The organism is Acinetobacter sp. LT1, assembly GCF_059800965.1.
In genome coordinates, this window is record NZ_JBBAXE010000021.1 from 12,859 (window position 1) to 39,543 (window position 26,685).

A 26,685-nucleotide genomic window follows, 5' to 3' on the forward strand; every position below is an offset into this window, starting at 1 on the left:
ATAGTATTACTTCTTAAAAGTTGCCTTATAAAGCTTTGAATTAAAGTAATCCGTAATTTCTTTACCTTCGTTTTGAATTTTTTCCTCATTTAAGGGTAAAAAATCTAATTCAAATTTCAAGCTCATATACTCTGGAATAAACTTCTTTATAGGTGGAGGTGGTTTAGGTCCACCTTCTGTAATTTTTTCGATTAATCCAGCTAACCATAAAATATACTCACCTTCTGAATTATGAGGAGGAATCAAACTCACATCTATTTTTACTTTACATTCATCTAATGGTCTACTAAACAATTCAACAAAATCAATAAAATTATATTTTAATTTAAATTCTGTTCCCTCAATTTCTCTGCGTATACATGTCATAAGTAAGTTCATATTTTCAATACAGTCATGTGAAAACAATTCCTCATCTTTAATTTTGTTATAAATATTTTCCGCAAACATGAGATACTGTGGCATTTCAGCAGCTCCTCATTTTTATAAAGTATTTTTCTTAAGGTAATCCTATTATAACAATGTTGCAACAAGAAATTTTCCATTTTTAGTTTAAGGAAATTTTAAAAATTATAAAAACGATTATATTCAATAAATTAGTACGAATAAAAGCTATGGAAGTTTGATTTTTCTATTGAGCTTTAAAATGGATTATTGTGTTTAAATTATCAATTTAAAAAGCTTGCCTAGTAGGCAAGCTCCCCCTTTTTTGATATTTGCGCTGATCAATAAGGTTTAGTGTTACTTAAAGCAACACACTGATAATACTGAAATATTTAAAAATAAAAAAGCCCACTTCCTATTTTTATTCAGAAATGGGCTTAGCGAAAAAAAACGCTTAGACCTGAAATAGGAAATATCTATTCGGAAATATCTCCAACTTCATATTGGCATAATATTTAAGCACTAGCAATAGGGATTGAATTAAAAATATCAAATATTCATATTTAAATAGATAAAGATTTCTTTTTTTAAATGGTTTTATTTTTAGCCTACATAATTTTTTTACTTATCAAGACTTATAAAGAATATGTGCCCATCAATAGGTAATACTTAATAAGGTCTTATGTGTAGTAACCATTAGGCTCTAGAGAGTAAGAAATCACACTGACTAAAAATAAAAAATAATTAATTTTCAATATCAATGATCATATACTGCAAAGTTAAGTATATTCCAACTTCTCCATTGTTGAGTGCCTCATATAAGTCTTCATCAACAAAATCTCCAGATTCATCATCTAGCCATTTATGAATTTGAATAATTTGTATATTCCCTTTTTTGTCTATTCTTGCTATTGGGTCTATTACGGACCGAACTATCACCTTCTTCTTCGTCTCAACATCAAGCAATGTGATAATTGTCATTTTAAAATCCTTATAAATATCCTGTATAACAACTACGCTCAATCAATAAAGATTTTTATATTTTAATTACTCAAATAGCAATCTTTTCAATCTAAAAAATAAATAAAAAACACTTTAATAGTATGTGCCTATTAGAAAAGATACCTTAAATATTCTACTAGCAATAAAAAACCGCTTTAAGGGCTGTTCATCTAAAATTCACAGGTACTTAATGAAGTTTTTTTTCTGTCTTTGCATCTTTCTGGGCTCACAAATTTTTCCAATAAAGTTAGTTAACCACAAAATACTTTCTTCACGATCTTCAAAATGAGGTATAAGACTTAAATCTACTTTTATCTTGCAATCAGCTAAAGGCAAACTTAAACAATGTTCAAAGTCTATTGAGCTGTACTTCAATTTGAGTCTTTTTTCTGCAGCTTGATTCTTTATCTCAGCCATTATGCGATTTAGATTAACAATCAAATTATTTGAAATTTTATTATTTTCATATACCCGTTCGTAAACTGTCTCAGCTACATCAATGTAATTTATTAGCTCTACATTCTTATTCATGACATTTGTACTCCGTTTTTTATAATTATCCGTCTAAAATAATGTTTATTTGAGTTACTAAATCCTTCGCCTAGGTAAAGATTGTTTAAATTCGGTCACCCTGATTTTAAGTAAATATTTGAATTTATTATGCAATTACTGAGTTTTATAATATTTATATACATCTTTGTTCTTAACACCCCTTTTTTTCTATCACTTGCCCATTGAGTTCACCACCCACACAGATATTCATTTTTACCAGCCTGGACTATATAGCAAAAAATAAAAAAAATCCGTACCTTGGGGAAGGTACGGACTATAAACTGAATAACTACATAGGAAGTAGAATACCTGTTTAATATACGATAAATTTCATGTTTTTTCAAATCCTAATTAAAAGCCCACGATTAAGTGAGCTTTTAAAACAAATTGGTGCAACGCTTATAACTTTGTCCACTATATCAAAAATATGCCATAAAGCGTCTAGACAGTCAACAAGTCTAAATTATGCTTTTCTACTAATTGAGAAGCTTTTAAACGTTCAACGATTTTAATCATTAGATCATTGGCAGTTATAACGTCGATTCCTTCAAATGCTTTTAGTGTTAATTGCAATTTATTATTAATTACATTTGTAATTATTGATATTTTACCAAAATAATCAGGGTAGTATTTCAAAGTTTCATTAACTTTCTCCCGACTAACGCCTTCATATAGTTTTACAGTGTATGTTTTCATTTGAACCTCCATTTTGTCTTAATCTTTTATCATGACCTAATAAATAAAATCTAGCGCAACTCACCATAATTGCGACCTGAGCTTTAGATTGGTTTGTTTCTTGAGCAACCTTCAACAATCCTTTATTTTCAACCTTATTTTTAATTAAACAAATTAATGCAAACTTAGTTGTAAAATCTGTTTTATCAGAATTTAATAGACTTCGTAAAAGTGCTTGAATTTGATCCGCCTCATAATCACTGATCTCACATCGAATATAAGATTTACTTTTTTGTACTTCTTTGCCAGCTTCACGCATCAACCAGTAAATTTGATTGATATGAAGCCCATCTGGCAAATCACCCCCTTTCATTCTAACTGTTTCACACCATGCGCCAAACTGCTCTAACCAACCGTCAATAGTATATTTAGACCAATCCATTTGTTGTGTTTTTAAAACTGCACTCATTTTTCACCTACCAATTGCTCAATTTGTTTAATCGCCACGCCTGCTTTCACTTGCTCTGTGCTGAACCGTAAAACTGTAAAACCCATCATTGCTGCGGAGTTGTATTTCTCCATATCCCCTATATAGCCTTTGCCCCTTGTATGACGGCCTCCACTCCAGATCCCGCCTTCCACCTCAATCAAAATCTTTGTACCCGTTATTAAAAAATCTGCTCTCCATTTACGTTCAGGATGGAATTTATATTCCTGTTCAAAACTGATCTTGCATGCTTTTAAATGTGTTGCTAATACCGTCTCGCCTTCACTCGGCTGTCTTGTACCTTGCTTTGCTGAACGGCGCTTTTTATTTTTCTGAATAGGAAATAATTCACGATATTCAGCAAGGCTCATTGATGACATTAAGCACCGCCCTTTAATAAGTGATCTAATTGATTAGCAATGCCGTTATAAACACGTGATTTATCTAGGTCACCCAAAAGCGTTAATGCATGGGCATCGTTTATAAATTTATCTCTTAACTTTGTTAAACCAGCTTTTAACTTGATTAAAGGATCTATCTCATTTCCATTAACTGCTTCGTGGTCTGCTATAGCCTCCTGAACTCTTTTTATATGAACAACAAAATCTTTATTACCTATTAAAAATTTGATCATTTTGAAATCATTGAAATCATTGAAATCAGCAATAAATACTTTGCCTTTAGCAACTTCAACTCCACCAATTTGCTCTATTAGTTCCAACGATTGAACCAATTTTTTAAGGTCTAAAATCTTTGGGGTTACAACACCACCTACTTCAGCAGATCCAATAACAAATCGAGCCTTTTCGATTCCATATTCCTTCATAAACTCAACTGCATTCATACATTCGCCCCATCAATTAGCTGAAGAATATTTCTAGGGATTGGCATACCCTCCCGACGGCACATCTCTGCGTATTCGTGTGGATTATCGAAAGGATCAGGGCCCAACTCTTTTATAAGCTCAGGCTCTTTTTCTTTTGCCTCAAGTTTTTGAACTGGTGCAGGTTTACGACCATTGATTTTTAATCTTTCCATCAATGATTTGAGATGCTTTTGAGCCTCGTCATTGCTCACAGGAACGTGTTTAGGTTCTTTGTGTTCTAGTTGTAGCGGTGGAGCGTAAAACTCTTGCTGACGACCTTTCAATTGAGCTTTAGCCACCATCACGTTGTAGGTTCCGAAGAAATTATCTTGAGCTGCTCGCATTTGGCCGGCTTCGATCAAATACATCACTTCGTCTAATGCATATTTTGTAATTTGTGTAATAACCACGGTACTGTCAGTCGTAAACTTACATGCACGTGACCAAGCTTCCTCTGGAGACATCCAACTTTCACCAATACACCAGGTGCGAAACTCAGCAAATGACGGCATAAAACGCCCACCTGCTGTAAGTAATCGAGCAAGTGCGTTGTTAAATTGATTTTGTTGAACGCCAACCAGTGTTTTAAGTGCGATTTGCTCAACCACTGACAGAGGAATTGCGCTTTCGCCTGTTGCTGGAAATTGCTTATTGAACTGAGCAGCGTAAACAGTGCGAAGAGATGCGATTAATTGACGCACTTCGTTCAAGGTAATCTCATGCATGACCTACCTCCTCAATCATTGGAAACTTTTTTGCTGGGGTTACATCCACGATTTGAGATTCGCTCTGTTCTTCAAAAAGATTAGCGAAGTAACCCGACTCTTGTGGTTTTTGACCAGCTGAATTGATTTGCTCTTGTTTCTTGCGGTTAGCAGCAACTTGTTTCTCGTTGTTTTGAACCCAAGAGAACCACTTAACCAACCAGATGCTTGGTGTATTCAATGAACTAGATTCGTTTGCAAAGTACCAGTCACCGAAATTTTGAATCATGGTTCTCAAGTCGATTTCAGGTACAGAAACAAATCTTTGTTGAGCAAGTGAGATGAAATCGTATTGAAACTCGCTGTATTCAGAAATGAATTCACGCATTGAGTAACGCTTGTGATCATCGATCTGATACTGAGCAAATTGGATTGGTGTAAATTGCGAATTTTCTTCACGCGCATTACTACTACTATCTATATATTGGTTATCGGTTAACGGTTTATGGTTAAGGTTTTTTTGGCTTTCACTTTCAGAACCCAAAATTAACCCACTGGGTTTTTGTGGGTTTTCAGAATTAACCGAGTCGCCTTCACTTTGGTTTTCTTTTGGTTTTTCCTTACGTGGACGCCCACCTTTCTTACCATTTTCACGATTTTTATCCCCTACTTTTTGATAAGCGGCGATTTCTGAATCACAACGTTTGTTGTGAAACCCGTCTTCCTCTTCCACAAAAAACTCTTGCAGCACAATTAATACTGCATCCCTTTCTTCTTGGGTATTTGCACGTAACCGACGAAAAACCGACTGGGTTTCTTTGGGTAATGGTTTTTCATTCAAATAATAAAAATCGAGAGCACGGCGATAAAAGCACTCTTCAACTGGGCTAAGGTGCGCTGTAGCAACCATAAAGTCGCTGATATGGTGGAGATATTTATACATCAGTGACTGCTCCTAATTTTACAAGACCGCGCATTTCCAACTGACGAATAATTCTTGGAGGAATAAATTCGTTGTTGATTTTGTAGCGAATACGAGACTTTTCTTTCACCTGAATTAGTTTGTGCCCATCCTCCATGAGACGGCGAACTGCTATAGCCTGCCCCCCATATGAGTTAATTCTTCAAGTTGATAAAATCTTTCCTGAGCCTCAATTGCGGCATTCATAACTGAAAGCGGCATGGCTGCTAATTCTTTAGCCGAATAGATCTTTACTGGTTGTTCCAGTGGAATTACCACCTCTAGCGGTGTGGTGGAAACGGAAATATCCTGTTTTCTTCTTGCTGCATATCTCACTTTTCACCATCCTTTGGCTTAACATAGCCACCAAACGAATCAACCAAACACGCTTTGGTTAAGCTGGTTACAATCTGTTGTGCTAACCACTGCGTTATGCGAAATTGACGAGCCATAGCCTCTGAAAATTCAACTTTGGTTACCGCCGCATTATTTTCGTCATAACCTTTGTTACGTAAATTTTGCTTTTTCACCTCAAATAGGTGACCAAGCACTCGCAATGCAGGTTCATAAAAAGATTGGATTTCACTTTGATGAAGAGAATCTTTGATTTGCTGTGTAAAGCTGCTCATGACACCTCCGCTAATGCTTGCTCAGCTTTTGTTAGGCGGCGTTTAGCGTTGAGCTCTGCTACTGTTGCTGTGCGGATTTCTTTTGAAGAAACTAGAATCAAATGTTTCTCTGATTTGATGGTCCATAAACTAGTCAAAGTTTTGTTTTTAACTTCAAACAAATCATTTGATTTGAAAGTACGGCACTCTTTAGTAAGCACTACAACGTCACCTATTAAAAAATCTGGTGAGTTGAGTTCGATTGGTTGTTCTGATAAATTGTTTGTGTTCATTTGATCCACCTCAATTGAATGCCTAACCACTCCTGTTACAGCAGGTAGTGGTTTTTTAATATCCAAGCTTTTCTTTTTGACCACTGATTTCGTCATGAAATAAGTCATCCACCGTTTCTATACGGTTCATCCAACTTTTAGACATGACTAAAAGTGCAGCAACACGTTCCTTATCAATACTCTGATAATCTTTAGGAACGACTTTTAAACCAAGTAAACTCAATAGCTCGCAAAACATTTCAATTTCATTCAAGCCATTGTTTTTCTTATCCGTTTTAAGCCGAGTAATAGTGCTTGGATCAACTTTTAATTGTTCAGCAATCTCTTTTTGATTGCTTATATCAAGACCATGCAATATGCGGGATACGCCATTTCTGGCGCTTGCAGATATATCAACTGATAATTTGCTCATGGTTAGGTCCTAAGCATTTGAAGTAGTTCGTTTGATTGGTTCTTTGCCATTTGCCAAATCTCTGATTTGGTATTCGCGAGCTAAAGGAATCTTTTCATTTGGCCACTGGTAAACAGCAGGTGGCTCAATTCCTAATAACTTTGCTAAGCCAACACCATTGACACCAAGCAACTCATAAGCTTCCTGTTTGGTCATTTGTGCAACCTCAAAAATAAGATTTCTTAGTATTAAAACAAAGATAACTTATTTTTGCAAGATGTAAGATAACTTATATGAAGAATCTAGAAACTATGGGTCAGCGTATTCGCGCCTTACGAAGAGAAAAGAAATTAACCCAAGGCGAGTTGGCAAAAATCGCCGGAGTTAGTGCGCCCAATGTCACTGGTTGGGAGAAAGATGCTTATGCTCCTAAAGCAGACCCATTAAGCAAAATGGCCGCTTATTTCGGAGTGTCGACTTCATATATAACTAATGGAGATGAAAGCGGCCCTAAGTTGGATAGCACTGTTACACAATTGAAAGTTCTGGATATCGAAGCTTTTAAGAAAAAATACAATATTCCCGATAGCGAAGATGCTGTTAAATTTCTTGAAACACCTGTTAAATCATTCCCCACCCAAAAAAGATATGTTCCTGTTAAGGCTTACTCCAAGATGGGCATGGATGGCTATTTCACAGATATGGGTTATGAAGGCAATGCTGGAGATGGGTATGTTCCAACTCACTCAGCAGGACCAAGAGCCTATGGCATTAAAGGCACTGGCGACTCAATGTTTCCAGCAATTCGTAATGGCTGGTATGTGGTTTGTGATCCAGATGCGGAACTCGTGCCGAATGAGTTTGTTCAGGTATGCTTGAAGGATGGAAGATGCACAATTAAAGAATTTGTTGGCATAAATGGCGGGGTTTTAAGCTTGCTTTCTGTGAATGGTGGTGAGCGATTTTTCTTTGAAATGGATGAGGTAGAAAGCATTACAGCTATTACTGACATCGTACCACCAAGTCAGCACAGACAAGAACATCCTTATTCGCATTAATCACAGGAAGACTTATGGATAGCTCTAAACTACCAATCAACCAGATTATTGCTCGCATCAATGATGCTGCGAAACATGGTGAAGCTTTGGTGCTAACAGCCGAAGAAGTGAAGATTCTTTCTAAAGATATTGGCGACAAAGTCTTTATTTCTGTGCTTACTAATGAACAAGTAGTGCAGTTGGTAAAAGAAGGAAAGCTTGGGCAAAAGATTAATAAAACCAAAGATTAATAAACTGTGAACCCGACACAGTCATTGGATAAGGTGAAGGCAGACATTACGCTGCTTTGTGGGGTTTTGGATTGGGAATTAATTGGGCTAAATTCAGCAAATGCTAAAATAAATCTAGTATAATGCTAGGTATCTACAAGAGGCTTTTAAAGACTGATGGTTATTGAATTGGTTAAACACTCACCAAATGCGCTAAGGCGCTATATGACTGACATGAATGTGTCAGCGAGTGCACTCGCCAATTTAACTAAGATATCTCAAAGCAAAATTAATAAGGCCTTGGATGAAGTTGAAGTATTTAAGCTGAGCCAATTAGAAACTATTTCAAAAGTTTTATTTGTGCCAACAGTGTATCTAACAACTGATAATTTTATCTATGAGCGTAATACGCCTGAAATAATAGAATTTAGAAATCATATAGATATCCCAGAAGATAGATATAAAGAAAATGCTTTAGTGCAGGAATTTTGCCAAGTTAGAGATAACTTTATATCTATATTAAGTTCTCTGAATGAAGAGCCTAAAGCTTTCGATTTGAAGCTTAGCGGAACTAATGCAGAAGAAGATGCTCAAGCAATAATTGACTATTTTGGTTTTTACACACACAGCAAAAAAATCAAGAATTCAGATGATTACTTTAATGCTTGGAGAGACATTGTAGAGCTCATGGATGTAGTAGTTATAGATAGAGGGCGTGATAAATTTGGCTCGGATGGTATGTGTTTGTATTTTGATGCGGTACCCATTATTGCCATTTTTAGCTCAGGACAATCTCAATCTAGAAAGCTATTTACTTTAGTTCATGAAATTGTCCATTTGGGATTAGGTAGTAGTGTCTTTGATGGGCGATTACTAGAATCTGACAATAGTCTTGAAAAATATTGTGATCAAGTTACAGGGTATGTTTTAGCCCCAAAAAATATTGTGGCTGATTGCTTTAATGAAAATTTAACCATCGAAGAGAATGTTATTCTTATTCGAAAACAAACAAAAGCAAGCAAGGCAGCTATTGCCATTCAGTTAAAAATACTTGGATTAATAAATCAAGATCAGCTTGCTGATTATTTAGATTACATCAAACCCAAAGAAAATGGTGGGGGGTTCGGTTCTAAGAAGGAAAATATGGTCTTAAAGTATTTTGGCTACAACTTTGTTGAAAAAGTTATGAGTGCAATGTGGCAAGAGCGCATATCATCCAATACCGCCAAAAATATTCTTGGATTCCATAAGACATCAAAACCGTCAGCCTTTAAAGAATTACAGCAAAAGGTCTTCTAATAATGATTAAAATTAGCTTAGATACAAATGCTGTATTAGACTTTTGTTACAGAAATTATCCAGAACAAATATTTAAGGAAATATGGAGTTCTTTAGAAAGCTCCAGACTAGCCAACCAAGTTAAGTTTTATATGTGTGAAGCTGTTTTGCATGAAATTGAACAAAAGATTGCAGACTATGAGTATGATGAATCAATATTTCATGCCTTTCTTGATCGTTTCTGCGTTCATCAAATCAAGCCAAATGAACACGGAGCATCAATCCTTGGTTTAAAACAAGAGTTATTAAAATATAATGCATCAAAAAATTCACACCACGTAACAAAAGATAATTACGCTGATCTTGATGTTGTTAGTTTGGCTCATCATTATGGTTCAGATGCTTGTGTTATAACGTGCGAGCAAAGAAATCCTTTTTTAAACTGGGATGCTAAATCACAAGGCCACAACATGAAAGTTCCCAATATTTGTGAAAAACTAAATATTGAATGTGGTAACTGGTCTTATTTATTTTCAAAACTTGGATTTTTGTTTTAATTATTTTTATATTTCCCCCATCCAACCCACCCCGTGTGGGTTTTCTTTTGTCTATTAAAGCATAAAAGTAAGCTTTCTTAAATTAAAATAAGATTTCTTATTGACAATAAAACTAAGTTTTCTTATATTTATCTCGTAGACATCAAAAAAGCACACCGCCCCTCCCCAGGTCCGATGTGCTTTTGCAAACTGCGAGATCAATTATGAACGTAAAAGCTACCCCTTTCAACTCCTTTGCATTTGTCAGCATGGCTGCCCTTGCAATCTCTGGTGGTTCTTTAGTTGCTTGCCAATTGCAGCCAGCTTTCCAAACAAAAGAAGCACCTACTCTTTTTACACCTAAAACTCAACCAAGTACTTACGGTGTGTTAACCGCGAAAATCACAGGTAAACATTCTGGCGTTGCTGTAATTAAATTAGATAGCTTCCGTTTAAACGTTAGCTTTGATTTTGAAGCTCATCCAGACAGCTACGGCGTTCCGGGTTCTGAATTCACCGCTGTTGATATTACCCAACTCACAGTAAATGAAATCACTGATGTTAATGGTAAGTCATATAACGATTTCACCGAATTTGAAGACATCCGAAACATCAATGGTCTTCTAAAAGGTTTCATCGAACGTAACAAGTTGGTGGAGGCTTAAAGATGACTAATTTCAAAAAACACCCTGACGGCTACAAGTCATTTTTAGGCCGTGATGATAAGGGTCTCTACTCTGTTCGTATTGGCTGGCAAGTGTACGCATCTAATGCTAATGGCTCAGTTCTTTACAAAGTTAAAGACGGATTTAAGACGCCTTTAAATGTGTATAAGTTTCAAACCGACTATCCAAAAGTTTGGAATGAACTCACACAAGAAATCGACTTTCAACGCAGAAAGCAGCTCGCAATAAAACTGCGTGAAACAAACATTCCTACTTATGACCGCAAAGCTTATAAAACTAAGCGCGGCTTCACTGGCTCAAGATAAGGATAATAAAAATGGCTCTACCGATTATTACTGCTGACCAAACTTTATTGGTTCAAGCAATTATTGTGTACCTATACGCAGATCCGGGTTTAGGTAAATCATCGATGGGCTTTACTGCGGAAAAAGCAATTTCTTTTGACTTTGACCGTGGTGCTCACCGTACTGGTGAATTACGTCGTGGTGCAGTTGTACAGGTTCAACAATGGAGTGATGTTGCAAACCTTACTCCGCAGGACTTAGCACCATATAAAACCGTTGTCATTGATACCGTGGGTGCAATGCTTGAATGCATTAAAACCCACCTGTTACTTACGGCAAATAACCGTCAAAAAGATGGTTCTTTAAAGTTAAAGGCTCAAGGTTTAGCGAACCAAACGTTCAAGCAATACATCAATACTTTGATCAGTTTAGGTAAAGATGTTGTTTTCATTGCACACGCATCAGAAGATCAAAACGGTGATCAAATTATTTACCGACCAGATCTAGGTGGTAAAAACCGTAACGAGCTTTACCGTATAGCAGATGTCATGGGTTATCTAACAACTGTTACTACTGGTGAAGGTAAAAATGCCCGCGTTATTAATTTCAAACCTTCGCCTACACATCATGCGAAAAACTCAGGTGCTTTAGGTGGTGAAACTGGTGAAGTGTGGGTACCAGATCTTAAAGCACATCCTACTTTCTTGGCTGACCTGATTACTCAAGCTAAAGATCACATTAACACCTTAACGCCTGCACAACTTGCAGCAGCTAAAGCCCAAGAAGAGCTAGAAAACTGGAAACAAAGCTGTGAAGAAGCTGAGCATGCAGGTGACCTTAATCAATTAACTGAGTCGCTTGATAAAGAACACATGTATTACCAGAACATGCGCCAAGCAATGTTAATGAGAGCTAAAGCATTGAATTGCACGTTTGATAAGCAACGTGGCACTTGGATTAGTCCACCAGAATTTGACGGTATCTCAGATCAACAAAGAGATGAACTTCAAAACTTTATTGCTGAACGTGGCCTCGATGTAAAAACAGTTTGTGAGCACTTCGGCATAGATGCCCTGATCCAAATTGAAGCGGCAAAACTTCAAGCAGTAAAACAAGAAATTGAAATATTGTCTAAAACAGGGATTAGAGCATGAAAAATTTTTTACTGGAGGAACCATTCTAATGTCGAAACAAACTACTCCAGAGTTTCTTTTCGAGCCAAAGCTGCTACCAATGCAGCTTTTCGAGAAGTTCATTGTGTTCAACGTAAATGCCGGGTATCGCGGGAAAGGCACACCGCACGGCGTGAACTTAATTAAAGGTAATAAAGGCACCCTTTCAGTAAGCAACGAAGGTGTGATGAACAAAGCAGCTCAAGAGCGATACAAACTAATGCTTTTGAAATATTTCAAAGAAGGTCGCTCTGCAATGGATGAGCTGGACCATGAAGTTAAACGTATTTATAGAATGGTGGCCTAAATGATTGATCTAAACCAAGAAATTGAAGATTTTGATGCTTATTTTTTTAAAAGACATGGTGAATTGCCATTAGATTCTACCTCTGAGGAATACGCCAATAAATCATATCTAAAACACGAGATGTTTAAGGCATGGAAAGCAAGAGCCAAAGCTCAGGCGGTGCCCGAAACTCACGTGCTTGTTGAAAAATCTAAAATCTCTACATGGTGGCAAGATGCAGATGAACCAGAAAACTTCGCCAGCACAGAAGAGCAGTTAATAGCATTAATCGCAGAATCTGAAATTTATACAGACGATATGCTTGTTGTTGAAAAACATGTTCAAGCTCAGTTGAGCACTCAAAAACTTTATTGTGTTTATCAAATTACTAATAAAGAAACTGGTTTAGCTGAAATCAAGGTTTGTAAATCAAAGTCAGAAGCAGAAGAAATTCTTAATAACAATGCCAAATGGGTAGCGGAAAAAGAAGCAGATCAATATGAAAGTATGAATGCGTTTTTTGAAGAGGAAGAGCGCAAATCGGGAGCTGAACAATGAGCAAAGTTATTGGTGAAGTTAATTTGAGCCCTAGCAGTATTGAAGGTACTCCAGATCAGGTAGCTGTTCATATTTTTGAAAAAATCATTTGTCCAAGTACTGAGGAGCTTCTCAAAAATAATCCGGAGGCTGCAAAGGTTTTTGCATACCACATTTTTGGTTTAGCGCTTTCTCAGCTTGCCGAATTCCATTCAACTAAAAGTTTAGATAAAGCTGTAACCGTTACTCTTCACAACCTTTTGCGTCAATTGAAGAAAGAACGTAATGAGTTGAGGAGCTAATAGATGAGTGAAGTAAAAGTTAAAACATGTGATTTTTGTGATGATGGAAATGGTGAATGCATTTACCCCTATTACGGTCTTGCCCCTCATATTCACACAAAGCCAATTGGGGGCAACGTTTTTCTAAACGAGTCATTACCTGAAAACTTCTGTCCTGATGGGGATGGTTTAGGCATGTATACACATTGTCTGAATTGTGGGGGTGACGGCACCTATGAGGGTACTCAATTAGAAGTTAAAGCGGAAAGTAAGGAGGAGTAAATGTTAAAAGATCTGAGAAATCTATCTGATGCAGAGCAACAAGAATATTTGGATCGCTTCATAATGGCTAATGAAGAACAGAAGTTTCCTCAAGAGGTTGTAGCACTTTATTTAGATTGCTCGCCTTGGACATTAGCCAGAATGCGTTGTGATCAATCATCACTGCCTTTTTCGAAAATTGGAAGACGTGTTTCATATAAAAAGAAAGACGTTTTAAAGTATGAGCAAAGCAGGACTGTGCTTAATACAGCGCAACTTGCAACTGTATAAGGATTCAGTTAAGAAATAATTGTAGTTTCCATGATAAATATTGGGTGACAAATAATTAAAATTGCAAAAAGTTTTAGTTGACACTTTTCAAAATTTGCAATAAATTTTGATTGCCCAAATCTCTTTAGGACTTAATTATGGATTTATCGAAGAATCCCCCTCCAAGCTATTATGATGCATCACTGAATGATGAAACATTAAGCTTTTTTGCTAACCATATGCTAGAAGTTTTTTCACAAACTACTCAAGATCTTAGTAGAAAAGATGATGATAATTACACTATCAGTTGTGCAATTTTTGGAAGATGCCGTAATAGGTTTGCTCGTGAAATTCGTAGTGGCAATGCCCCATCTCCAACATATTTAGAAGATTCTTCAAATAAATTCACCTTTAAAATTGGAAACACACCTGGTATCCGTTTTTTTAAAGAATCTGATCATTTAAAACCGAAAAGACCAAACTTTTTTAAGCAAAGTTACAATCTAGAATTATTTGAATCTGATTCAAAAGTTCCTGTTTTTTGGCGATTCATTTTGGTTCCAGCTAAAACTGATGACGAAGAAACATTTATCGCTTTTGTTGGTTTTAACCAGAAATTACAGCCGATTACAGCTTGGACATCTAATAAGACTTCTAGATTTATTTTTGATCCAGCGGCTATATTGCCAGAACCAGCAGAATTGAAACGCTATAATATTGATGATCTATTAGCTGATGATGATTTAGATGATGCAAGCGGAATCAAGTAAATCTTCAACAGCAAATAGGCAAAAGTTGATGAGAAAATGAATACTTATTTTAATGGTCTAGAATTGCGGCTCTTACGTCAATTTAATCATTTGTCTTTAGAGGACTTATCAATTCATGTTGGTAAGTCACGCCAATTCTTGCATAAAATTGAAATGAACCAAGTTGTTCCTACACCTGATTTAATTGATGTACTTAGCAACTTCTTCAATGTAAAAACGGATATTTTTTACAGTTCTCATCCGATTTTACAAGAAGAACAAATCAATTTTCGAAGCAACAAAACTGCCAAAATTTTTACAAAGCAATCAGTGATCGCTCAGGGTGAATATTTAAAAAGGTTAGTAGAATTTATAGAGGCAAATTTAAGGCTCCCTAAGTATTCAATACCTTCTGTTGAATCTGTAAAGAATTTTCAAGATATTGAAAATGCTGCGCTTCAATTTAGAAAATATTTTAATTTAGGGTTGGGACCTATTAGCGATATGACTCAATTAACTGAAATGCTTGGAATTTTTGTAACTACTTTTCCAAGTGTTTCAAGCGAAGTCGATGCTCTATCTATTGCATCTAAAAGACCAATCTTTGTTAATAACGAAATTAGTAGTACTTGTCGCCAGCGTTTTAATTTAGCTCATGAATTAGGACATCTTGTACTACATGATGGTTGTGTTACAGGTGACACTCTCACTGAGTCGCAAGCGCATCGTTTTGCTAGTGCTTTACTTATTCCACAAGAAATGATGATTTCTCATTTCCGTAATTGCTTTAATGGTAGATTTAATTGGAATAAATTAAGTGAGATGAAAACAAATTGGAAAATAAGTAAGGCAGCTTTGCTCTATAGAGCTAAATCTTTAGATCTTTTAAATGAAACAAGTTATCGTAGTGGCTTTATTCATTTGAAGCGTACTGGTGAGGCTATTTTAGAATCAGAAGATCATGAAATACCTAAAGAAGTTCCAACTTTACTAAATACATGTTTCAAAGCTTTAAGTAAAAAAGGAATTTCAGCAATTGATATAGCTAATGAATTAAATATATCTCTAGATCTATTAAATAAAATTACGCAATTAGATTTACAGCCACAAAATCCTTCTAAACTTAAATTAGTTATTTGATTAAAGGCGGTTTAGACCGCCTTTATTTCTTTTAATCTTTCTGCCCATACAGATTGATAATTAAAGCAATCAATCTTACCTTGATACACCGCTTCAATCATGTTCATTGAAGCTCTTAATTCCTCATCTGGAATTTGAACATATCCACCTGTCACATCAATTCTTGGTTTAGCCGTGTGATTAAGAAGTCTTTTTGTCACATAAATATTAAATCTTAAAAGGTTGCATATAGTGGCAAATGTACGGCGGAAATCATGCATTGAAACGTAATAGTCAACTTCTTTACCCACTCTATTCAATAATGTATCTACCTTAGTCGCATGCATATTCCACGAAGTAGGCATCTTAGTAGCTGGGAAAACCCAATCGTTTTCTCTTAATAACCAACGTTCACGCAAAATACTGTGTAGATGATCACCAATAGGAAAAGTATGATCTGAACCATTTTTGGTATCTCTAAAAGTTAAAGTACCATTTTTAATATCTACATCAGCCCACTTTAGACAACATGCCTCCTGTTTACGGCATCCCGTATACATGCACATCAATACGATATCCCGATGCGTGTTTGACCTAGCAGTATTTTCCAGATTTAACTCATCTTCATAATGAAGCACTGCATTGTAATATTTGTGAATGATGTCTTTATGGAGATGTCTATCCCTACTTGCTATTTTATTCCAACCTCTTGTTACGGAAATAATGTCAACTGGATTACTTTTAAGAATCGGGTTCTCATCTGTTGAATAAAGAACATGAATATACTTCCATAAGGTACCTAAAAGAGATACAGCACCATTTGCTGACGACTCACTTACTTCTGATACCTCAATAAATCGATCCAGTACTTCTTGCTTAGATATCTGGAAAAGCTTTTTGTTGCCCCACCCCAAATATAAATCAAAGTACTTACGGTACTGCCTAATTGTTTTTGGTCTAAAGTCATTTCTATCAATATAAATTTGAAGAGCTTCATTCACTGTAATATCTAAAGGATTAGCAACATTCTTTAATTTGATAGGCTTTTCATATTCATTGTTTGAAATTTTCGCCAGAATCATCTGAGCTTTTGCTCGTGCATTTGTTGCAGGAATATCGGTAGTTTTGCCAATTGTCACTCGATAGAGTTCACCTTCATGCCTCCTTTCAACAATATAGGTTTTACTTTTATTAGTTACCCGAACAGCAAAACCGATCAGTTCTGCATCTCTATATATTTTTTGACCTTTTTCAGTTAATGGAATAGCATCAACAGTAGATTTGTTGAGTTTCATGTCTTAAACCTGTTTTAGCGAACTTTGATTTAACCATGTTTCTCAACAGTCTACAAATAGTCTACAAGCATTTTTAGTTAACAATAAAATACGTCATTTTCCGGTTATAAGTTCTTGTTTTAATTTACTTTCATAAAAATACAAAAACCACAGGTATATTATAAAAGAAGTAGAATCCACCAAGTCGAGTTTGGATAGTAAGTGGTTGAAACAATTTATAAACCTTTGTATTTTCATGAGGTTAAAATTCGGGATAGCTGTCACGCATGTAGCCATTTGTCTTTAGTACTACTAAGCATCCACAAATTTCGATTCGTAGATTCACCGAATAAAATACAATTAAACATATCAGAGCATCTGAGCTTTTCAATTTTAACACTTTGTTTTCCAATACAAATCATTAAATTATTGAGAATCGACTTGTCTCTATAAGTATTTTTTATTGATAAGAAAGAATAAATAAAGAAAAGAGAACTGTAATTTAATTTGTACAATCTGTTAACTTGTGTAAAAATACATTTAATATTCATAAGGTATATATTTATCAGATGTTTTTTCTTATTTTTTTAATTTGTCTTTTTCTGTTTTTACTCATCCTAAAACAACATTACCGCTAACTACTTATCACCCCTACCTTTTGTTTAAAAAAACCTATTTGCCTCTTTTAAATTAGAACAATTAAACACCAAATTTATAGACCACTTTTTAAATGCTAAGTGTTCAACTCAACCTCTAAAAATATATTCAACATTAAATTCCAATAAATAATTAATAAGTTACTGTAACAACTATCGCATCTGAGTAATTACCCGGAGCTGTTGAAATAGTGGTACCTTGCGGAATTTTTCCATAGACATTTGTACCCTGAGAATTGCCCGAACCTGTTTTAGAAACACCTCCAGAACCTCCAACTGCGCTTACACCACCAGTAGTATCCCATACCGCACTATAATTCGAGTTCTGATATAACTGATATGGGATATATTGACCACTACCATTTGTCATCTGCCTAAAGCCACCAGCAATACGGTTATTTCCATCCCCTAAATAAATACTATATGGCAGTCCATTATTACAGGTCGTATTTACCACTCCTTGAGCTGTATAATCACGAGTAGTCTTACCAATATCATTAATATTTCCAAAATCGACATTTGATGTTGAATCTATTTGACACAAACTTGGCACAACATAATTAGCAGTTATAGTGGTATTACCCGAGTCCCAACCTCCACCACTATCGCCCTCACACACAGTGCTAGAGCTTGCTTGCATGTCCCAAAATAGCTGAACCGTGCCAGTATAGGTTCCTTTAGGGTATGCCATGAGCGACCCTGTACGGGCTGGTACTTTTATATTTACAGAGTAACTAATAACATTATTTGAAGCGACTGTTCTTACTGGACCATACCAGACATTCGAATTTTGATTGGTGGTAGAAGACCCAGCTCCACCTACAGTTGCTGTGACGGTGTAAGGTAATGAAACACTGTTAATTGCATTTGTTGTTCCCGTAAATACAGTTTTCATACACATATAACCTGAAATTTCTGGTGTTGTACGCCCCCCATAACAACGTATTGTTCCCGTGTATGTCAGAACTGCATCATTGTTAATTGTTGCGGCAGTGTATGTGTATGTACCAGAAGGTGTCCCTGTAACTGTGCAACTTGCATGGGCAGAGTTAAAAAATGTAAAGATCAGGCATAGCAAGCTCATTCCCAAAAAATATTTCAGGATAAATGAAAGACCTTTAAAAGTTGTCGGCTGGTTAAAGCTAGCAATATTTATCGACATACATAAGGCCCCAATTTTTTAGCACTGTATTGCTTATTTTCATACGCAAAATCAACTTGGCATGAGCCATGATCTAGAAGATCAACTTCAAGTTTGTTTTGTTTTAACAGGTTTGGAATAAATACTTCACCATCATATCCAACCATCCCATTTTGCTGACCATTAATTCGAACGGCATAACCCGGCATTAACGGTGAGTTGTTTTGATCAACCAGTTTCACTAATCCAGAAATAACCTGATGAGCACCGAAGTCGACCAAAGTTCCTTGACGGTAACCCACAAACGCTGTCTGATTCGTAGAGCTAACTTCCCACTCTAAAGGTAAATATGATGGGTCTAGGTAGATATGATGAGACATGTAGGGTCTTAAATTTGCAATTAAGAATCGGCCAGACTTATCGGTCGCACCTAAATTAACACCACCATTTAAAATTTGGCTTTGTGGCCCTGCATTGGTCACAACTGCGTAGCCATCTCCAATTTCATTGGCCGCAAAGATACGTCCCGCCGCCGCAACCAATGAACCCGTCGCCGAAACTGCAACCTGATCGTTGTCTCCAAATCGGTTATAGCGTCCCGTCAGGTAAGCCGCTCGTGCTCGGTAAGATGCATAGACCGATGCATTGTTTTCATTGGCATCCTGATCTCTTTCAACATAGCCCCCCCAGCCAAATGAACCAATTTGGGGTTCTGACAAACCGAATATTTCTTGGCGATACCGTAGGCTACCGCTGTCACTAGATACACTCGTGATCGCATTCACTTTACTGGACGGGGTATATCTCAGCGCAAAGTAAACTCCATAGTCCTTGTGATTTTCATAATCTTTATACGCTGATGCATAAAAGCCCCAGTTCTTGTCCAGACTTCCACTTAAATTGGTAGACAGTAATTTATAGGAGTTGTCACTATATTTAATCTGGTTATAACCCAGATAAACCCCATAGCCTGCATAAAAGTTATAATTAATCCCTGCCCTGAAAATCTCATCTGCCAGTGCGCTGTAGTTCAGGTAGTTCTGTGACTCGGCATTGATCTGGTTATCTTTTAAATATCTCACTTGAGATACACGAGCAAGGTCAAAGTAGTTATCAAATACTTTGCGGTAACTGGTGTTAAATGAAATATTTTTACTGATGCGCCCTTCCAAACCCAGCAAGGTAGAGTAACCGTTTTCATCTTTATACTGGCTTGCTGCAATGTCGGCATTGATCACGCCAATACCCAAAACATTCTTGGCAAATCCTGTGCCTAGGTTCGATAACCCATCTGTTGAAGCTTCTGCTCCACCGCTTAAGGTCAGTGAGTTACTGTAGCCGTATCGAATCGCACCTGAGGCAAAGGTGACATCATCATAATCGTTTGAATAGAGTCCATAGTTGTAGCGTGGAACCCCCACATCTACTGAAAACTCATTAATACCTTTTGCCAGAATCTTGGAGGAAAAATAGTACGGCTTTTTGGTAATGCTCTGCTGTCCCGTTGCATCGGTAGTCACAAGTGTGACTTCATTTCCTGAAATAAACGGAAGCTGTTTAATATCAAATGGACCAGATGGGACTAACCCTGAATAAATCTTTTGTTGGTTGACGTATAAATCCAGTGTTGAAGGTAATGCTGCCGAGCCGGAGAATTGCGGGAGTGCCGAAGTGACAATATCCCCGCGTTGGCTATAAGCACTCGACCATTGAAAACCAGCCAGACGGACACTGCTTCCCCAGTCTGGGCTATTAGAAATAAAGTCCCCTAGGGTATATATCCTGATCTTTTCAGGGTCAACATATTGCCACTTAGTTTCCAGTCGTACCCATTTTTCATGGCTATAACTATTTTCATTACTACCGTTATATAAAACGCCTGATGAGAAGTTACCAATTGCACTGTTAAAAATACCCTCTGCCGTACCTGAGAAAACATTCTCATCATTGGTTATAGTGTTATACAGACTGTAATTCAAAATAGCTGCATTTAAGGGTTTCATTTTCAGTAACTGAGGGCTAGTGATCTGCTGGCCACTTAAGTCGACTGAGTAACCCGTTAACATGTTCAGTGGAACTTTTAGGTTTAGAGACTGCTCATTTTCGAGATATTTAAACTGGATTCCATTTAAATCATTAATACATACCCACTGGTTATCTGGGATATGTTCATCCATTTTTAGTCTTAAAGTTTTTAAGTCACGAGAGCGAATATATAGCTTTCTATCTTGATCTTGCCGCACAGGTATTAAATCTTTAGAAGCATTTGAATTAACAGAAATATTTAAAAACAGCTGTACATATCCCTGATCAGAACCAAAGGCCTGATGAGCAGAATTCGCAACTTCCGGAATAATTGGTAAGACAGTATTAGTACTATCTTGTAATGATTCAGCAGCAGCATGAATCGGCAAGTACATAACACATAAGGCACTTACGATATATTTCATATGTGCCTCTTTAAAGAGATGTTTGCTTACCGTTAATATTTAATGAAATATTATATTTATGATCTGCTTGAAATTTAAAATCAGGACTAATATTAAAGTTTCTCGATTTCCCAGCAAGAATTTAACCATTCACGGTGTTTACTTTAATGGGATAGCTTTTATTTGCTGTTGTATCCACAAGTATTAAATTATTTAAAAGCGCATGTCGGTTACCAACATTAATTATGGTGAGATAAGCGTTATTTTGTTCTTGTTGTATTGACCAATTCAGTTTAGTAATCGCATCTTTATTGACGACAAATACAGGTAATGACGAACGTAGTAGTACGTTAACCCCTTGATCAGCTTTACGACTATCAATCGGTTTTGGTAACTCATCAATAATAATACGATAAGTTTTTTCACCAGAAACAGGTTCTGGGTTAATTCTAACTACACGTAAGTTATAAGAGTCACTAGGTTGTAGTTTTAGAAATGGTGGACTAATTACAATCTCATCCGTAGGGATTAACTGATCTTGACCAGCATTTTGTCTCCACTCAAATACACGCACCTGCAAATCAGCGCTTTCATTTGACTGATTATATAAACTAATGGAAGATGCAGCCTGATCACTCAATATTTCAACACTAACAGGTGAAAGGCGGATTGATGCTGCATTTAGCATACCAGGCAAAAATAACAATAAGCTTGTAACGACAAAGATATTTTTTTTCATGATTTGCCCAGAACTACTTTCTCAAATTGAGCTAGCTCTTTTAAAAAGAGCTAGCGATGACGCAACTAAACTTATTAAAAATTAATAAGTCACTGTTACAGTCACAGTGTCAACATAGCTACCCGCACTTGGTAAAGTTGAGCCAGCAGGAATACGACCATAGACGTTAACTGTTTGTGCTGCACCAGTACCAGTACCGCTATATGCAGTTGTTGCAACACCAATTGCTGTTGCACGATTAGTATCTGAGAAAAGGTTATAAGGAATGTATTCGTTGCTAGCCGCCCCACCAATCATACGACGTTGTGTCGATTGAGCATTTTTCCCTGCGTCAAAAGCCAAAGTCCATGGCACAGTGTTGTTACATAACACTTTAATTGCAGTCCCACCTGTTGTTGTGGTGTCTGCATCTACGTTGCTTGCAAGCGAACTTAACGTACCAAAGTCTAAAATTGCATTTGACGTAGTACCTGTTGCAGAAGTGTTGAGAACACAACTGTTTGTAATCGTTGCTTTAACAGTTAGTGTACCGGTTGCGTTAGCTGCATTTGCAACATTGATAGACGTTAAACCCATAGCAATTGCTGATAAACAAATGAGAGACTTATTCATGGTTAAAAACCTTTTTACATTACGCCAATAAAATTAATAGATGTAAAAATTAGCCTTCCCCATCACAATCACTAGTTCTTCTGACTGTTTTTTCAAAGCGTTATTTTTTTACTCTACTAGTTGCGCATAATACAAAAAAACAACAAAAACACTAATGTTTGTTTCATTCCAAATATCAATTAATAATCAAAATTTTTATTGATTTCTCAATTATAAAAATTTTTATGGTTAGTCCCACTCTTTTTATTAATTTTCGATAATTTCATTTACATTTTTATTAGTTTTTCTAAAAAATTTTAATTTTTCATTAGTTAAAATTTACCATAATTATTCATATTTTATAATTTTTTAAAGTTTGGTCAAAAAAATAAGAACAAAAAGTAAGCATATGATTATTCTATATATTTTAAATGAATAAGAAAATAATACTTTATGAATAAGAAATCTAAGTGTTTTATCACATCTTTAGAATTTTTTTAGACATTTCAATAGCTAGAGGCAGGTCTTCACTACTAAAAGTATGTATTGCTAGCTCAACTATTTCTAAAAATAAAATGAAAAATCAAACCTAATAATCTTTGGATTTTGTTATACCGTCCTTAAGCTAACAATTCCATACTTGTGGTTTTAGTTCCTTCTTGGCAAGGTATGTATCAGTAAAACATTAGGAATTTGTTCCAATATGGCGAGTCCAGCACAAATCATTCGACATAAATTTCTCAATACATTTTTTTCACGTCATTCTCTCTGGTTTTTATGTATTTTTACTGCGCTCAGCATCACATGGTTTCGAACCGTCTACACCCCTCATAGTATCTATTATTTTATTTCTGATACTCTCCTTAATGGTTTATGGGTAGTTACAGGCGCCTTAAGCCTATTAGGCCTCTATGATGTTTTACAGAATAAACATTCAATTTTAAGAAATTACCCAATTATGGGACATTTTCGTTTTTTGTTTGAAGATATACGTCCCGAAATTCGTCAATACTTTATTGAAGCGGATCAAGATGCTCTACCTTTTTCTCGCATGCAACGAAGCTTAGTTTATCAACGTGCTAAAAACGAAAATGCAGATAAACCTTTTGGCTCAATTATTGATGTCTATCAAGAGAATTACCGCTTTATTGTCCACTCAATAAGCCCTTGTCCACCAGCTGATCCAAAAAGCTTCCGCATTCAGGTGGGTAATGCGCAATGCCTTCAACCCTATAGCGCATCCATTATGAATATCTCTGCCATGAGCTTTGGTAGTTTAAGTGCCAATGCAATTCGAGCACTCAATAAAGGAGCGCAATTAGGTGGGTTTTATCACGATACTGGTGAAGGTAGCTTAAGCCCTTATCATCTCGAAAATGGTGGAGATATTGTTTGGCAAATTGCCAGTGGTTATTTTGGTTGCCGTACCCTAGATGGAAAATTTGACGAGCAAAAATTTGCTAAACAATCTCAATTGCCACAGATCAAAATGATCGAATTAAAGCTTTCACAAGGTGCAAAACCGGGCCATGGCGGTATCTTACCTAAGCATAAAATTACCGAAGAAATTGCTCAAATCCGTGGCGTTTCACGCGATCATGATTGTATTTCTCCTGCTAAGCATTCTAGTTTTTCTACCCCAATTGAAATGATGCATTTCTTACAGAAGCTGCGAACATTATCTAGCGGCAAGCCAGTTGGTTTTAAACTGTGTATTGGCCAACCTTGGCAATTCATGAGTATTGTTAAAGCAATGCTTGAAACAAAAATTGTTCCTGACTTTATTGTTGTAGATGGTTCCGAAGGTGGTACTGGTGCAGCACCAATTGAGTTTAGTGACAATATTGGTACCCCATTACGAGAGGGCTTACGCTTTGTCCATAATACTCTTGTCGGTGCAGGACTAAGAGATCAAGTTAAAATTGGCGCAAGTGGTAAAATCATTAGTGCTTTTGATATCGCTAGCACTTTTGCACTCGGTGCAGACTGGGTTAATTCAGCACGTGGTTTCATGTTTGCAGTTGGGTGTATTCAGGCACAAAGCTGCCACACCAACCAATGCCCTGTGGGTGTAGCGACTCAAGACAAAGATCGTCAAAAAGCAATTGATGTACCAACCAAAGCAGAACGAGTATTTAATTTTCATAAAAATACCTTGCATGCATTATCAGAAATGATTGCTGCAGCAGGTTTACGTCATCCTTCTGATATTAAAGCTCATCATTTGGCTCAGCGAGTAAATGACCGTGAAATTAAGAACTATGCTCAGTTGCATTTTTTCTTGAAAGAAGGTGAACTTTTACAATCTGAACTTAATAATGACGATGATAATTTCTACTATCGAATGTGGAATATGGCTGATGCCAATCATTTTTAATTTATATTAATTTTTATAAGTTGAGCATCACCTTTATAGTGTGATGCTCTTCCAGATTTAAACCTAATATGTGATTTTTGCTTAAATTTTACGCCTCTTTTAATTTGTATTTAATAGATTTTTCACCTAATATAAAAGTATAAATAACGTACACATTTTAATTTTATTTAATAAAAATTTTTATGCTTATAACAAGAAGGTACCTCATCATGTTGAAAAAAACATTCATCTCTTCTTTTGTTGCAATCGCTGTAGGCTTAAGTAGCTATGCTGTTGCTTGTACACGTGCCGTATATTTAGGTAATAACCAACATATTATTACCGCTCGCTCAATGGACTGGAAGGTTGATACAGGTACCAACTTATGGATTATGCCAAGCGGAGTTAGCCGTGACGGTAGTGCTGGTCCCAACTCAATAAAATGGACGTCAAAATATGGAAGTGTAATTGCTACAGGTTATGAAGTTTCAACAACAGATGGGATGAATGAAGCAGGTTTAGTTGCTAATATTTTATGGCTAGTAGAGTCTGAATACCCAAATGCAAAAAAGACAGATAAGCCTTTATTAAGTATTGCAGCATGGGCTCAATATATACTCGATAATTTTGCAACTGTAGATGAAGCCGTTAAGGCCTTAGAAAAAGAACCCTACACTATTATTACCGACAATGTTCCCGGTGAAACACGGCTCACCACTTTACATTTATCTATTTCTGATAAAACAGGTGATAGTGCAATTATTGAATATATTGGTGGAAAACAAGTGATTCACCATAGCCGAAGCTATCAAGTCATGACCAATTCACCTACTTTCGACAAACAACTTGCACTTGTTGAATATTGGAAGCAAATTGGCGGAACAATTATGCTTCCCGGTACTAACAGAGCATCTGATCGCTTTGCACGTGCATCATTTTACATTAATGCTATTCCTAAAAATGATAATACAAAACAAGCACAAGCTTCTGTATTTAGTGTGATTCGCAATGCATCTGTTCCCTATGGGTTAAATACTCAAGAAGAACCTAATATTTCCTCGACTCGTTGGCGAACTGTTGCCGACCACAAACAAATGCTCTACTTTTTTGAATCTGCCCTCTCACCAAATGTATTTTGGGTCGACTTGAAAAAGATTAACTTTAAAGATGGTAAAACACGTAGACTTGATTTAGGACCCGATCAAAGCCATATCTATGCAGGTGATGCCACCTCTTCCTTTAAAATTGCAAAACCATTTGTATTTTTAGGTCCAACTACGCGTTAATTTATGTCAAAATTTATTACTCTTAGTATAAATAATATTAAACATACGATCTTGGAATTTATATGATGAAGAAATCTCTACTCTTATTAGGTTCATGTCTACTTACTGCAGCGTGTAGCACCACACAGGTTAGTACACCAGCTCCTAAAGAGGTAAAGACAGCTGGTCAACTAAACTGCTCACCAACTGAACTATGCCCAAGCTTATTGGTTAAATGGAACGAAAATCAAAAAAATCAGCTTCGAGTAGATGTTCATTTAAGTAGTAGTTATAACTTTTATGATATTAACGCTTTGACTTTTGATATTGATGGCAAACGATTCAATTACGAACCAGCTCAAGCCACTGAAAAGACAAATGTGAGCCGATTAGTACCTAAACATTCAACCACTTACTTTGTTATTCCAAGTCAATTCCTACAAGAATTTAAAAATGCTCAAAATGTGAATGTTTTAATCAAAACAGATAAAGGAACAATCGAGCGCAATATGTATAGTCCACAAAAGCAGTCTTCGGTTTATAAAAACTTTATGCAGCTTTATCAAAATTCAAAATAAAATACAAAGAT

General features: G+C 36.2%; 34 protein-coding genes and 2 pseudogenes. 17 read left to right on the plus strand and 19 right to left on the minus strand.

Annotated elements, in window-relative coordinates; genetic code table 11:
• Nucleotides 1–6: 6 nt before the first annotated feature.
• From WBW42_RS16660 to WBW42_RS16725, 14 genes and pseudogenes are all read right to left on the minus strand, one after another.
• Nucleotides 7–462 (minus strand): hypothetical protein, encoded by a 456-nt coding sequence (locus tag WBW42_RS16660; RefSeq protein ID WP_001136775.1) that lies wholly within the window; start codon nt 460–462, stop codon nt 7–9.
• Nucleotides 463–1,125: 663 nt separating this feature from the next.
• On the minus strand, nt 1,126–1,362 hold the full coding sequence (locus tag WBW42_RS16665) for a hypothetical protein (protein WP_000152657.1): 237 nt from the start codon (nt 1,360–1,362) through the stop codon (nt 1,126–1,128).
• A gap of 198 nt (nt 1,363–1,560) precedes the next feature.
• Complete coding sequence (locus tag WBW42_RS16670) at nt 1,561–1,914, minus strand: hypothetical protein (RefSeq protein ID WP_032007143.1); 354 nt, start codon at nt 1,912–1,914, stop codon at nt 1,561–1,563.
• A 462-nt stretch (nt 1,915–2,376) separates the two neighbouring features.
• Nucleotides 2,377–2,631 carry a hypothetical protein gene (locus tag WBW42_RS16675; RefSeq protein WP_000861102.1) on the minus strand — a complete coding sequence of 85 codons (255 nt, stop codon included), beginning with the start codon at nt 2,629–2,631 and terminating at the stop codon, nt 2,377–2,379.
• Nucleotides 2,603–3,079, minus strand: coding sequence for a hypothetical protein (locus WBW42_RS16680; RefSeq protein ID WP_001277128.1), 477 nt, complete (start codon nt 3,077–3,079; stop codon nt 2,603–2,605). The genes WBW42_RS16675 and WBW42_RS16680 overlap by 29 nt, the downstream gene beginning before the upstream one ends.
• On the minus strand, nt 3,076–3,477 hold the full coding sequence (locus WBW42_RS16685; protein ID WP_000097329.1) for a DUF559 domain-containing protein: 402 nt from the start codon (nt 3,475–3,477) through the stop codon (nt 3,076–3,078). The genes WBW42_RS16680 and WBW42_RS16685 overlap by 4 nt, the downstream gene beginning before the upstream one ends.
• A complete protein-coding gene (locus WBW42_RS16690) occupies nt 3,477–3,941 on the minus strand; it encodes a hypothetical protein (protein WP_498478915.1) in 465 nt (154 codons plus the stop codon). The genes WBW42_RS16685 and WBW42_RS16690 overlap by 1 nt, the downstream gene beginning before the upstream one ends.
• A complete protein-coding gene (locus WBW42_RS16695; RefSeq protein WP_023897136.1) occupies nt 3,938–4,687 on the minus strand; it encodes a hypothetical protein in 750 nt (249 codons plus the stop codon). Before WBW42_RS16695 ends, WBW42_RS16690 begins: the two co-directional genes overlap by 4 nt.
• Nucleotides 4,680–5,609: a YdaU family protein gene (locus WBW42_RS16700; RefSeq protein ID WP_000280079.1), complete on the minus strand. Its 930-nt coding sequence runs from the start codon at nt 5,607–5,609 to the stop codon at nt 4,680–4,682. Before WBW42_RS16700 ends, WBW42_RS16695 begins: the two co-directional genes overlap by 8 nt.
• Nucleotides 5,602–5,963, minus strand: a pseudogene (locus WBW42_RS16705) (hypothetical protein). Before WBW42_RS16705 ends, WBW42_RS16700 begins: the two are co-directional and overlap by 8 nt.
• Complete coding sequence (locus WBW42_RS16710; protein WP_000094160.1) at nt 5,960–6,256, minus strand: hypothetical protein; 297 nt, start codon at nt 6,254–6,256, stop codon at nt 5,960–5,962. The pseudogene WBW42_RS16705 and the gene WBW42_RS16710 overlap by 4 nt, the downstream one beginning before the upstream one ends.
• A complete protein-coding gene (locus tag WBW42_RS16715) occupies nt 6,253–6,528 on the minus strand; it encodes a hypothetical protein (RefSeq protein ID WP_001095600.1) in 276 nt (91 codons plus the stop codon). The genes WBW42_RS16710 and WBW42_RS16715 overlap by 4 nt, the downstream gene beginning before the upstream one ends.
• A 55-nt stretch (nt 6,529–6,583) precedes the next feature.
• Nucleotides 6,584–6,940, minus strand: coding sequence for a hypothetical protein (locus WBW42_RS16720; protein WP_000041063.1), 357 nt, complete (start codon nt 6,938–6,940; stop codon nt 6,584–6,586).
• A gap of 9 nt (nt 6,941–6,949) precedes the next feature.
• The gene (locus tag WBW42_RS16725) at nt 6,950–7,135 is read right to left on the minus strand and encodes a Cro/CI family transcriptional regulator (protein WP_000165919.1); all 186 of its coding nucleotides are present in this window, start codon (nt 7,133–7,135) and stop codon (nt 6,950–6,952) included.
• A 77-nt stretch (nt 7,136–7,212) separates the two neighbouring features.
• Here WBW42_RS16725 and WBW42_RS16730 point away from each other — a divergent pair, with 77 nt between their 5' ends.
• The 14 genes from WBW42_RS16730 (at nt 7,213) to WBW42_RS16795 (ending at nt 15,666) form a co-directional block, all read left to right on the plus strand.
• Nucleotides 7,213–7,977: a LexA family transcriptional regulator gene (locus WBW42_RS16730; protein ID WP_025468288.1), complete on the plus strand. Its 765-nt coding sequence runs from the start codon at nt 7,213–7,215 to the stop codon at nt 7,975–7,977.
• Between the two features lie 14 nt (nt 7,978–7,991).
• Nucleotides 7,992–8,207, plus strand: coding sequence for a hypothetical protein (locus WBW42_RS16735; RefSeq protein ID WP_032007667.1), 216 nt, complete (start codon nt 7,992–7,994; stop codon nt 8,205–8,207).
• 156 nt (nt 8,208–8,363) lie between these two features.
• Nucleotides 8,364–9,485 (plus strand): ImmA/IrrE family metallo-endopeptidase, encoded by a 1,122-nt coding sequence (locus tag WBW42_RS16740; protein WP_032007668.1) that lies wholly within the window; start codon nt 8,364–8,366, stop codon nt 9,483–9,485.
• A gap of 2 nt (nt 9,486–9,487) precedes the next feature.
• The gene (locus tag WBW42_RS16745; protein ID WP_000590883.1) at nt 9,488–10,021 is read left to right on the plus strand and encodes a DUF4411 family protein; all 534 of its coding nucleotides are present in this window, start codon (nt 9,488–9,490) and stop codon (nt 10,019–10,021) included.
• A gap of 203 nt (nt 10,022–10,224) precedes the next feature.
• The gene (locus WBW42_RS16750) at nt 10,225–10,665 is read left to right on the plus strand and encodes a hypothetical protein (RefSeq protein WP_032007670.1); all 441 of its coding nucleotides are present in this window, start codon (nt 10,225–10,227) and stop codon (nt 10,663–10,665) included.
• Nucleotides 10,666–10,667: 2 nt separating this feature from the next.
• The gene (locus tag WBW42_RS16755) at nt 10,668–10,991 is read left to right on the plus strand and encodes a hypothetical protein (protein ID WP_032007671.1); all 324 of its coding nucleotides are present in this window, start codon (nt 10,668–10,670) and stop codon (nt 10,989–10,991) included.
• A gap of 11 nt (nt 10,992–11,002) precedes the next feature.
• Complete coding sequence (locus WBW42_RS16760; RefSeq protein ID WP_002059528.1) at nt 11,003–12,124, plus strand: ATP-binding protein; 1,122 nt, start codon at nt 11,003–11,005, stop codon at nt 12,122–12,124.
• Nucleotides 12,125–12,152: 28 nt separating this feature from the next.
• Nucleotides 12,153–12,449, plus strand: a complete 297-nt coding sequence (locus tag WBW42_RS16765; RefSeq protein ID WP_000043827.1) for a hypothetical protein — start codon at nt 12,153–12,155, stop codon at nt 12,447–12,449.
• Nucleotides 12,450–12,986, plus strand: a complete 537-nt coding sequence (locus WBW42_RS16770; RefSeq protein ID WP_119026733.1) for a hypothetical protein — start codon at nt 12,450–12,452, stop codon at nt 12,984–12,986.
• Nucleotides 12,983–13,267, plus strand: coding sequence for a hypothetical protein (locus WBW42_RS16775; protein WP_000048755.1), 285 nt, complete (start codon nt 12,983–12,985; stop codon nt 13,265–13,267). The genes WBW42_RS16770 and WBW42_RS16775 overlap by 4 nt, the downstream gene beginning before the upstream one ends.
• Before the next feature lie 3 nt (nt 13,268–13,270).
• Entirely contained in the window at nt 13,271–13,528 is a 258-nt protein-coding gene (locus WBW42_RS16780) for a hypothetical protein (RefSeq protein ID WP_025468199.1), read from the plus strand.
• Nucleotides 13,529–13,798 carry a DNA-binding protein gene (locus tag WBW42_RS16785; RefSeq protein WP_000910239.1) on the plus strand — a complete coding sequence of 90 codons (270 nt, stop codon included), beginning with the start codon at nt 13,529–13,531 and terminating at the stop codon, nt 13,796–13,798.
• A gap of 137 nt (nt 13,799–13,935) precedes the next feature.
• Complete coding sequence (locus tag WBW42_RS16790) at nt 13,936–14,547, plus strand: hypothetical protein (RefSeq protein ID WP_000365984.1); 612 nt, start codon at nt 13,936–13,938, stop codon at nt 14,545–14,547.
• A 36-nt stretch (nt 14,548–14,583) separates the two neighbouring features.
• The gene (locus WBW42_RS16795; protein ID WP_001099514.1) at nt 14,584–15,666 is read left to right on the plus strand and encodes an XRE family transcriptional regulator; all 1,083 of its coding nucleotides are present in this window, start codon (nt 14,584–14,586) and stop codon (nt 15,664–15,666) included.
• Nucleotides 15,667–15,677: 11 nt separating this feature from the next.
• Here WBW42_RS16795 and WBW42_RS16800 read toward each other — a convergent pair whose 3' ends face one another.
• The 5 genes and pseudogenes from WBW42_RS16800 to WBW42_RS16820 form a co-directional block, all read right to left on the minus strand.
• Nucleotides 15,678–16,940, minus strand: a complete 1,263-nt coding sequence (locus WBW42_RS16800; protein WP_000773627.1) for a site-specific integrase — start codon at nt 16,938–16,940, stop codon at nt 15,678–15,680.
• 768 nt (nt 16,941–17,708) lie between these two features.
• Nucleotides 17,709–18,737 carry a Csu type fimbrial protein gene (locus WBW42_RS16805; RefSeq protein ID WP_032055808.1) on the minus strand — a complete coding sequence of 343 codons (1,029 nt, stop codon included), beginning with the start codon at nt 18,735–18,737 and terminating at the stop codon, nt 17,709–17,711.
• A complete protein-coding gene (locus tag WBW42_RS16810) occupies nt 18,728–21,136 on the minus strand; it encodes a fimbria/pilus outer membrane usher protein (protein WP_155758167.1) in 2,409 nt (802 codons plus the stop codon). The genes WBW42_RS16805 and WBW42_RS16810 overlap by 10 nt, the downstream gene beginning before the upstream one ends.
• Before the next feature lie 40 nt (nt 21,137–21,176).
• Nucleotides 21,177–21,884, minus strand: a pseudogene (locus WBW42_RS16815) (fimbrial biogenesis chaperone).
• A gap of 81 nt (nt 21,885–21,965) precedes the next feature.
• Nucleotides 21,966–22,496, minus strand: a complete 531-nt coding sequence (locus WBW42_RS16820) for a Csu type fimbrial protein (protein WP_032055806.1) — start codon at nt 22,494–22,496, stop codon at nt 21,966–21,968.
• A gap of 682 nt (nt 22,497–23,178) precedes the next feature.
• Here WBW42_RS16820 and WBW42_RS16825 point away from each other — a divergent pair.
• The 3 genes from WBW42_RS16825 to WBW42_RS16835 all read left to right on the plus strand — a co-directional run bounded on the left by WBW42_RS16825 (nt 23,179) and on the right by WBW42_RS16835 (nt 26,674).
• A complete protein-coding gene (locus WBW42_RS16825; RefSeq protein ID WP_002115187.1) occupies nt 23,179–24,852 on the plus strand; it encodes an FMN-binding glutamate synthase family protein in 1,674 nt (557 codons plus the stop codon).
• A 209-nt stretch (nt 24,853–25,061) separates the two neighbouring features.
• The gene (locus WBW42_RS16830) at nt 25,062–26,117 is read left to right on the plus strand and encodes a linear amide C-N hydrolase (RefSeq protein ID WP_002115231.1); all 1,056 of its coding nucleotides are present in this window, start codon (nt 25,062–25,064) and stop codon (nt 26,115–26,117) included.
• A gap of 62 nt (nt 26,118–26,179) precedes the next feature.
• Entirely contained in the window at nt 26,180–26,674 is a 495-nt protein-coding gene (locus WBW42_RS16835; RefSeq protein ID WP_002115218.1) for a hypothetical protein, read from the plus strand.
• Nucleotides 26,675–26,685: the final 11 nt, after the last annotated feature.

Excerpts from the sequence above, each read along its gene's own strand:
- WBW42_RS16660 (WP_001136775.1), bottom strand. The coding sequence starts at position 462 with ATGCCACAGTATCTCATGTTTGCGGAAAATATTTATAACAAAATTAAA.
- WBW42_RS16665 (WP_000152657.1), bottom strand. The coding sequence starts at position 1,362 with ATGACAATTATCACATTGCTTGATGTTGAGACGAAGAAGAAGGTGATA.
- WBW42_RS16670 (WP_032007143.1), bottom strand. The coding sequence starts at position 1,914 with ATGAATAAGAATGTAGAGCTAATAAATTACATTGATGTAGCTGAGACA.
- WBW42_RS16675 (WP_000861102.1), bottom strand. The coding sequence starts at position 2,631 with ATGAAAACATACACTGTAAAACTATATGAAGGCGTTAGTCGGGAGAAA.
- WBW42_RS16680 (WP_001277128.1), bottom strand. The coding sequence starts at position 3,079 with ATGAGTGCAGTTTTAAAAACACAACAAATGGATTGGTCTAAATATACT.
- WBW42_RS16685 (WP_000097329.1), bottom strand. The coding sequence starts at position 3,477 with ATGTCATCAATGAGCCTTGCTGAATATCGTGAATTATTTCCTATTCAG.
- WBW42_RS16690 (WP_498478915.1), bottom strand. The coding sequence starts at position 3,941 with ATGAATGCAGTTGAGTTTATGAAGGAATATGGAATCGAAAAGGCTCGA.
- WBW42_RS16695 (WP_023897136.1), bottom strand. The coding sequence starts at position 4,687 with ATGCATGAGATTACCTTGAACGAAGTGCGTCAATTAATCGCATCTCTT.
- WBW42_RS16700 (WP_000280079.1), bottom strand. The coding sequence starts at position 5,609 with ATGTATAAATATCTCCACCATATCAGCGACTTTATGGTTGCTACAGCG.
- WBW42_RS16710 (WP_000094160.1), bottom strand. The coding sequence starts at position 6,256 with ATGAGCAGCTTTACACAGCAAATCAAAGATTCTCTTCATCAAAGTGAA.
- WBW42_RS16715 (WP_001095600.1), bottom strand. The coding sequence starts at position 6,528 with ATGAACACAAACAATTTATCAGAACAACCAATCGAACTCAACTCACCA.
- WBW42_RS16720 (WP_000041063.1), bottom strand. The coding sequence starts at position 6,940 with ATGAGCAAATTATCAGTTGATATATCTGCAAGCGCCAGAAATGGCGTA.
- WBW42_RS16725 (WP_000165919.1), bottom strand. The coding sequence starts at position 7,135 with ATGACCAAACAGGAAGCTTATGAGTTGCTTGGTGTCAATGGTGTTGGC.
- WBW42_RS16730 (WP_025468288.1), top strand. The coding sequence starts at position 7,213 with ATGAAGAATCTAGAAACTATGGGTCAGCGTATTCGCGCCTTACGAAGA.
- WBW42_RS16735 (WP_032007667.1), top strand. The coding sequence starts at position 7,992 with ATGGATAGCTCTAAACTACCAATCAACCAGATTATTGCTCGCATCAAT.
- WBW42_RS16740 (WP_032007668.1), top strand. The coding sequence starts at position 8,364 with ATGGTTATTGAATTGGTTAAACACTCACCAAATGCGCTAAGGCGCTAT.
- WBW42_RS16745 (WP_000590883.1), top strand. The coding sequence starts at position 9,488 with ATGATTAAAATTAGCTTAGATACAAATGCTGTATTAGACTTTTGTTAC.
- WBW42_RS16750 (WP_032007670.1), top strand. The coding sequence starts at position 10,225 with ATGAACGTAAAAGCTACCCCTTTCAACTCCTTTGCATTTGTCAGCATG.
- WBW42_RS16755 (WP_032007671.1), top strand. The coding sequence starts at position 10,668 with ATGACTAATTTCAAAAAACACCCTGACGGCTACAAGTCATTTTTAGGC.
- WBW42_RS16760 (WP_002059528.1), top strand. The coding sequence starts at position 11,003 with ATGGCTCTACCGATTATTACTGCTGACCAAACTTTATTGGTTCAAGCA.
- WBW42_RS16765 (WP_000043827.1), top strand. The coding sequence starts at position 12,153 with ATGTCGAAACAAACTACTCCAGAGTTTCTTTTCGAGCCAAAGCTGCTA.
- WBW42_RS16770 (WP_119026733.1), top strand. The coding sequence starts at position 12,450 with ATGATTGATCTAAACCAAGAAATTGAAGATTTTGATGCTTATTTTTTT.
- WBW42_RS16775 (WP_000048755.1), top strand. The coding sequence starts at position 12,983 with ATGAGCAAAGTTATTGGTGAAGTTAATTTGAGCCCTAGCAGTATTGAA.
- WBW42_RS16780 (WP_025468199.1), top strand. The coding sequence starts at position 13,271 with ATGAGTGAAGTAAAAGTTAAAACATGTGATTTTTGTGATGATGGAAAT.
- WBW42_RS16785 (WP_000910239.1), top strand. The coding sequence starts at position 13,529 with ATGTTAAAAGATCTGAGAAATCTATCTGATGCAGAGCAACAAGAATAT.
- WBW42_RS16790 (WP_000365984.1), top strand. The coding sequence starts at position 13,936 with ATGGATTTATCGAAGAATCCCCCTCCAAGCTATTATGATGCATCACTG.
- WBW42_RS16795 (WP_001099514.1), top strand. The coding sequence starts at position 14,584 with ATGAATACTTATTTTAATGGTCTAGAATTGCGGCTCTTACGTCAATTT.
- WBW42_RS16800 (WP_000773627.1), bottom strand. The coding sequence starts at position 16,940 with ATGAAACTCAACAAATCTACTGTTGATGCTATTCCATTAACTGAAAAA.
- WBW42_RS16805 (WP_032055808.1), bottom strand. The coding sequence starts at position 18,737 with ATGTCGATAAATATTGCTAGCTTTAACCAGCCGACAACTTTTAAAGGT.
- WBW42_RS16810 (WP_155758167.1), bottom strand. The coding sequence starts at position 21,136 with ATGTACTTGCCGATTCATGCTGCTGCTGAATCATTACAAGATAGTACT.
- WBW42_RS16820 (WP_032055806.1), bottom strand. The coding sequence starts at position 22,496 with ATGAATAAGTCTCTCATTTGTTTATCAGCAATTGCTATGGGTTTAACG.
- WBW42_RS16825 (WP_002115187.1), top strand. The coding sequence starts at position 23,179 with ATGGCGAGTCCAGCACAAATCATTCGACATAAATTTCTCAATACATTT.
- WBW42_RS16830 (WP_002115231.1), top strand. The coding sequence starts at position 25,062 with ATGTTGAAAAAAACATTCATCTCTTCTTTTGTTGCAATCGCTGTAGGC.
- WBW42_RS16835 (WP_002115218.1), top strand. The coding sequence starts at position 26,180 with ATGATGAAGAAATCTCTACTCTTATTAGGTTCATGTCTACTTACTGCA.